This window comes from Archangium violaceum Cb vi76 (genome assembly GCF_000733295.1).
Lineage (GTDB): Bacteria > Myxococcota > Myxococcia > Myxococcales > Myxococcaceae > Archangium > Archangium violaceum.
Genome location: NZ_JPMI01000107.1, coordinates 1 through 6,440 on the forward strand (window position 1 = coordinate 1; position 6,440 = coordinate 6,440).

The 6,440-nt window shown below is 71.8% G+C and carries 4 protein-coding genes; all 4 read left to right on the plus strand.

Annotation, left to right across the window (positions count from 1 at the left end):
* On the plus strand, positions 1 to 2,096 hold a 2,096-nt coding region (locus Q664_RS62145), incomplete at its 5' end, for a coiled-coil domain-containing protein (RefSeq protein ID WP_043395747.1).
* A gap of 15 nt (positions 2,097 to 2,111) precedes the next feature.
* Positions 2,112 to 2,966 (plus strand): diaminopimelate epimerase, encoded by an 855-nt coding sequence (dapF, locus tag Q664_RS16515; RefSeq protein WP_043395749.1) that lies wholly within the window; start codon positions 2,112 to 2,114, stop codon positions 2,964 to 2,966.
* 39 nt (positions 2,967 to 3,005) lie between these two features.
* Positions 3,006 to 4,856, plus strand: a complete 1,851-nt coding sequence (locus Q664_RS16520) for a GGDEF domain-containing response regulator (protein WP_043395752.1) — start codon at positions 3,006 to 3,008, stop codon at positions 4,854 to 4,856.
* Positions 4,857 to 4,873: 17 nt separating this feature from the next.
* Positions 4,874 to 6,376, plus strand: a complete 1,503-nt coding sequence (locus Q664_RS16525; protein ID WP_043395754.1) for a DUF4388 domain-containing protein — start codon at positions 4,874 to 4,876, stop codon at positions 6,374 to 6,376.
* Positions 6,377 to 6,440: the final 64 nt, after the last annotated feature.

A 6,440-nucleotide genomic window follows, 5' to 3' on the forward strand; every position in this document is an offset into this window, starting at 1 on the left:
GGCAGGCGCATGGCGTGTCGAAGGAGTCCACCACGCGGGTGCTCGCCGAGCTCGAGGAGGAGCGGCGGAAGCGGAGCGGGGTGGAGGCGTCGCTCGCGGACGTCCGGACCGAGCTGGAGGCGGAGCGCACGAACAGGACGCGCACCGAGGAGTCGCTGGAGCTCGCCTGGACGCAGCTGGAGGCCGAGCGGCGGCAGCTCACCGAGGCCGAGGCGTCGCTCGTCTCGGAGCGCGAGAAGGCGGAGGCGCTCCTGGCCCAGGTGCGCGCCGGGCTCGAGGTGGAGCGGGATGCGCTGCGCCTGGACCTGGATCGCGCGCGCGAGCTGTCCGAGGCGGCGCTCGAGGAGACGCGGCGCAAGCTGGAGGAGGAGCGTGCCGGACGCGAGGCCCTGGCGCAGTCGCTGTCCGAGGCGCGCGCGGACCTGGAGTCCGCCCGGGCGGGCGCGGACGAGCGCGAGCGGGCCCGGCTCGAGGCGCTGGAGGAGGCCCGGCGGGAGTCCGTGGCGCTGCGCGCGGAGCTGGAGTCGGCCCGGCGCGAGGGCGAGGCGCTGGACACGTCCCTGGCGGAGCAGAAGCGGCTCGTCGAGGAGCTCCAGGCCACCCTGGAGGCGGAGCGTGCGAGCCAGAAGGCCCTGAAGGAGTCGCTCGCGGAGGCCCGGGCGCGCGAGGAGGCCGTCTCCACCGAGCGCGACAACCGCAAGCGTGACGCGCTGGAAGTGCGGATGGAGCTGGAGGGCCTCCGGGACGACCTCGCGAAGAAGGACCAGGAGCTGGAGGCGCTGCGGGCCCAGGCGGCGCAGCTCGATGTCACCCGCTTCCAGGCGCACCAGGCTTCCATGGCGCTCCAGCAGGCGCACCAGGGGCTGCGGGACCGGGACATGCACATCGCCCACCTCCAGAAGGAGGTGGCGGACGTCCGGGCCCGGCTCGCCGCGGAGCACGAGCAGATGGAGCTGGTCACCGTGCAGCTCGAGTCGGCGCGGCGCATCGCGGGCAAGGCGCCCTCGCTCGAGTCGGCTCTCGAGGAGGAGCGCGCGACGCTCGGGAGCGTCCGGGAGGCGCTGGAGACGGCGCGCGGTGGGCTGGAGTCCGCCCGGGAGGAGCTGGAGTCGCTTCGCGCCGCGCTGGCCCGTTCCCAGGAGGAGCACCAGACGGAGCGGGAGCGGGTGGCCGAGGCGCGGCGCTCGGCGGACGAGCTGGAGACGCGGCTGGAGGAGGCTCGGAGCGAGCTGGAGGCCGCGAAGGCGAAGCAGTCCGGGCTGGAGGCCCAGGCCGAGGAGTCCGGACTCCGTGCTCGGGAGCGGGAGGCCGCCATCGAGGCGCGGCTGGCCGAGCTGGAAGCGCAGGCGGAGGAGGCCCGGCGGCAGGCCCGGGAGCAGGAGTCCGCCGCTCAGGCGCAGCGGGCCGGGCTGGAGGCGAAACTGGCCGAGCTGGAGGCCCGGGCCGAGGAGGCAGAGCGGCGGGTCCGGGAGCGCGAGGGCTCCACGCAGGCCATCCAGGAGCAGTTCGCCAGGCTGGAGATGGAGAAGGGCACGCTCGTCTCCGAGCGCGAGCGGCTCCACTCGGATCTCACGGTGGCCCGGGCGGCGCGCATCCGGCTGGAGGGCCGGGTGACGGCGCTGGAGGCGGCCTCCGCCGAGGCGGTGAAGTTCCTCGACGCCGAGCGCGCCGAGAAGGCGAGGGCGGCCCAGGCACTGGCCGACCGCATCCAGATGTTGGAGACGGAGCGGGCCGGCATGCGCGAGCGCATCGAGCAGCTCCAGGCGCGCAAGCCGGTGTCGGACTCCGAGGCCATCCTGGAGATGTCCGAGGAGCTGGAGCAGCTTCAGGGCGAGTTCGATGCCCTGAAGTCCACCCTGGCCGAGCGCGAGCTGGCGCTGGCCGAGCAGAAGCGAAGGTTGGAGGAGCAAGAGGCCGAGTTGGCCTCCTTGAAGCGGCTCTCCGCCCGGAAGGGAGCCGACACCGTGCAGGACATCTACGCCCGGGCCAACGCCGAGCTGAACGCGGTCAAGAATGAGTTGCTTCGCCGTCCGAAGGGGAGCACACCCACTTCCGGGCCCCCCGCGTCCACCCCGAAACCCGAAGACCCGGGCTGAAGAGACCCGACGACCATGAGCACTACGGCAGAGTTCTTCTTCAAGTATCACGGCCTCGGCAACGACTTCATCGTGCTGGACTACCGCGAGGGTGGCACGGACATCGACGCGAGGTTCTCCCAGTGGCTGTGCGATCGGCGCAGGGGGATTGGCGCGGATGGGGTGCTCAGCCTGCTGCCCTCGACCACGGCCCTGGCCCGCATGGTGGTCCACAACGCCGATGGCAGCGTCGCGGAGATGTGCGGCAATGGCCTGCGGTGTGCGGTGAAGTACCTGGTGGACCACTCCGGCGAGAAGCCCGAGCGCATCGAGGTGGAAACGGGCGCCGGAATCCTCACGTGTACGCCCGGGTACGGCATGGATGGCGTCGCCGAGGTGGAGATCTCCATGGGGCCCGCGCGGCTCATCGCCCCCAACCTGCCCTCGGGCACCACCGGCCAGCCCTTCCTGGGCGAGGAGCTTCCCGGCCACTCCGGGCTGCGCGGTTACGCCGTCAACATGGGCAACCCCCACCTCGTCCTGCTCGACCAGCCCCTGGAGGACGCCAGCCGTCTGGGCCCCGAGCTCGAGCGCCACCCGGGCTTCCCGGAGCGCACCAACGTGGAGTTCGTCCAGGTCACCGAGGAGGGCCTCGCCGCCGTCGTGTGGGAGCGGGGCTGCGGGCTGACGGAGGCCTGTGGCACCGGGGCCTGTGCGGCGGCCGTGGCGGCGGTGCTCGCCCGGCGGCTCCCGGCGGATGCCTGGCTGCGTGTCACGCTGCCGGGCGGGGACCTGCACATCCGGGTGCCCTCGGACCTGTCGGACGTGCGGCTCCGGGGGCCCGTCTCCTTCGTCTTCACGGGCGTTGTCCCGGATCTCCCGGGCCGGTAACCTCGCCGTCTCTCCCCCCCTCCCGTCGAGTCCTCCGCCGTGGCTGGCCCCATCCTCGTCGTCGATGACGACAACTTCTTCCGGCAGCTCGCTTCCGACATGCTCTCCCGGAAGGGCTACCTCGTCGTCCCCGCCGCGAACGCCGCCCAGGCCCTGGAAGCGGCCACGCACGAGACCTTCGATATCGTCATCACCGACCTGGTGATGCCCGAGCTGGACGGCTTCGGCCTCACCGCGAAGCTGCGCGAGCGCGACCCCGAGCAGGAGATCATCCTCGTCACCCAGCGCACGGACGTGAAGGGCTCGGCCATGGCCCTGAGCGCCGGGGTGGCGGTGGTGCTCGCCAAGCCCGTCGACGAGTCGGACCTGCTGCTCGCGGTGGAGCGCGCCATGGAGCGCGTCCAGCTGCGCCGCGAGCGCTCCAAGCTCCAGACGGAGAACCTGGAGTTCGCCCGCTACCAGAACCTCCACCAGCGCTGCCTGGAGCTCCTCTCCCAGCCGGACCTCGAGTGGCTCCAGGAGCGGGTGGCGGCCGAGCTCGCCGCGGTCTGCGATGCCCAGAGCGCCGCCCTGTGGATCGCCGATGACCGGGGGCACCTCATCCTGCGTGCCTACCGGGGCCTGCTGGACAAGCAGTTCCTCGCCGAGCGCATGAGCCCGGATGGGCCGCTCGGCAATCGTCTGCGCGAGGCCATGCCGTGGATCGCCCGCGACGAGCGCTCGCCGGTGCTCTACGTCCCCTTCGTCATCGGCGGGGAGATCATGGGCCTGGCGCAGCTGTCGGATCCGGTCGCCGGTGACTTCCGCTCCGAGCACGTGCGCTACGCCAAGATTCTCGGCGACTCGGCCGCGGTGGGCGTGAAGAACGGCCGGCGGATGCTGGCGCTGCAGCGGTTGGGCCTGAGGGACCGCGACACCGCCGCCTACAACCTCAGCTACTTCACGGACTACGCCTCCAAGGAGATCTACAAGGCGCGGCGCTACGGGCGGACGTTCTCGCTGCTGACGTTCTCCGTGGACAACCTGCCGCTGGTGCGCATGCGCCTGGGCGTGCCGGACGCGAAGCTGGCGGTGCGCGGCATCATCAAGGCGTTCGGGCGCATCGTCCGGGACTCGGACGTCATCGCCAAGGCGAGCGAGCAGGAGTTCTACCTGTTGCTGCCGGAGACGGACTTCTTCGGCGCGATGATGTTCGTGCGGCGCGCCCTGGACGCGGTGCGCGCGGAGCCGGAGGCGCAGGAGGTGGAGGCGCGCCTGCCGCTGGCGCTGGTGGGCGGGGCGAGCACCTTCCCCAAGGACGGTGAGGACTTCGACGAGCTGGTGCACCGGTGCCGCCGGCGCATGGACGAGCGGCGCTGCTCGCTGCAGCGCAAGCTGATGCTGGACACGCTGCCCTTCTGGGACGAGGTGGACCTGCTGCTCGGCAATGCCTCCAGCCCCAAGCTGCCGGTGGAGGAGAACGCGGAGCCCTCGCGCCGCGGCAAGGTGTCCGACGTCCTCTTCGACGAGCTGCAGTCGGAGATCGCCCGCGAGCTGATGAGGGATCCCAGCTCGCGCGGGCTGCTGTACGTGGGCGGGCCGGAGATCCGCGCGGATCTGCCGATTGCCCAGGGGCTGGAGTCGGCCTCGCCGGAGATGGCCTCGCGCATCTACCTGCTGGGGCGGCGGGGGGACCTGGACTCGCACCCGGCGCTCACCCCCGTCTTCCTGGAGGGGGACGAGCGCATGGCCCGGCACGAGTTCATCCTCTGGATGTCGGAGACGGCCTCGTACGCGCTCATCCAGCGCCGGGGACTCGGCGCCACGTGGGGATTCCACTCGTCGGACACCGCCGTGGTGGATGGGCTCATCACCCGCCTGCAGGTCGAGTACGACCTGCAGCCGTATTGATCCGGTAGGGAGCGACCATGGCCCAGGTTCGAAAGATCCTCATCGCCGATCCCGACCTCGAGTCGGTGCGTCCGCTGTCGCGCTCCCTGCGCACGCGGGGCTACCAGGTGCACTACGCGCCGGATGGCTCGCGTGCGCTGGAGGTGGCGGTGCTGCGCCATCCGGACCTCATCCTCTTCGATGAGGCGTGCCGGATGCTGGATGCGCGCACCTTCATCAACATCCTGCGCACCAACCCGCGCACGGACGACATCCCGGTGGTGGTCTCCACCGGCCAGTTCGAGGCGGACAGGCTGCGCGGTCTGCGCGACGGCTTCCTGCGCAAGCCCTTCAACCTCGACGAGGTGCTCTCCCGCATCGAGCACGTCTTCCGCCGCAACGAGGCCGCCAAGGAGCTCAAGACCGAGGTCCAGGAAATCGAAGGCTCGCTCAGCCAGCTGAGCATCCCGGACCTGATGCAGATCCTCGGGATGAACAAGCGCAGTGGCAAGCTGACGCTGGAGCGGGGCACCGAGCGCGGGGAGATCGTCGTGGTGGACGGCCGCCCGGTGAACGCGCGGGTGGGCCGCGCCGAGGGCGAGAAGGCCCTCTTCCGGCTGCTGGTGTGGAGCGAGGGCTCCTTCACCTTCTCCCCCGGGAACACGGGCGGCAAGCCTCGCATCCAGCGCGCCGTGGATGACGCCCTGCTGGAGGCGATGCGCCAGGCGGACGAGGTGAACCGGCTGCTGCCGGGGTTGCCGGCGCGCAATGTCCGGCTGGTGCTCGCGCCGGAGGCGGACCTGGGGCAGGACCAGCACCCGGTGACGGCGCAGGTGGTGGAGTTGCTGCGTCAGCCGCGCGCGCTCGGCGAGGTGTTGGACCTGGCGCCGGCCACGGACCTGGAGGTGGTGGGCGTGCTGCACACGCTCCTCCAGAAGGGCGTGGCCCGCATGTCCGAGCCCGAGCGGGACGAGGGCAGTGGTCCGCTGCTCGGGCCCGCGGAGCTGCACTCGCTGCGTGGACGCATCCTCCGGGGCCGGGGTCCCTCGCGGGAGGCCACCGCCAAGGTCTTCGTCTGTGGCAGCGGCCCGGCGGTGGCGAGGCGGCTGCTGTCCCAGTTGCCGGGCATCGCGGCCGTGGCGGCCGAGCCCCCGGCGGTGCGGAGCGGCTTCGGGACGCTGGGCCGGTTGGATCTCAACGAGCTGCTGCACCTGGACTTCTGCGTGCTGCCTCCGGCGGAGGCGGCGAGGCCGCTGTGGCGCCCGTTCAGCTCGGGGGGCGTGGGCGCGCTGCTCTTCGACGCCTCGGAGGCGGCGGTGAAGCTGGCGCACTTCCTGGCCTGGGACATCCGCATGCCGGTGGTGCTGGTGGGCCATCAGGTTCCGCCGGAGCTGCAGGGGGCTCCCGCGGGCGCGGCCAGCGTGGGCGAGGACCTCATCGAGGCGGTGCGCAGCCTGCTCCTCCTGTCGCTCAACCCGGCGCCGGTGCTGCCGGGTGTGCCGCAGGCGCAAGCACCCCGGCTCCACGTCACCGCTGGCTGATTCCCTTCAGGGATGTCCGCGAAGGCCCGACCCTGTGGAATATGTGCCGACACCGTGCCCATTT